The organism is Peribacillus sp. SIMBA_075, assembly GCF_046534585.1.
The window spans coordinates 1-245 of record NZ_JAWRYN010001354.1; the positions used below are offsets into that span (position 1 = coordinate 1).

Sequence of the window (245 nt, forward strand, 5' to 3'; positions counted from 1 at the left end):
GTGCCAGAAAACAGGCGAAGCCGTAGTCGTTGACCCGATGCGCGATGTTTCAGCCTACGAAGAACTGGCGAAAAAAGAGAATTTGAATATTGTCGGCGCACTTGAGACGCATATCCATGCTGACTTTGTATCCGGTTCACGTGAACTGAATGATCGTTTCGGCACGAAGCTTTATATTTCGGATGAAGGCGATGCCGATTGGAAATATCAGAACCTGGATGAAGTCAGCCATCAATTATTGAAAG

The 245-nt window shown here is 46.1% G+C and carries 1 protein-coding gene; it reads left to right on the forward strand.

From position 1 onward, the window contains the following. A partial coding sequence (locus SB775_RS32750) for an MBL fold metallo-hydrolase (RefSeq protein WP_410865465.1) occupies positions 1–245 on the forward strand: 245 nt, incomplete at both ends.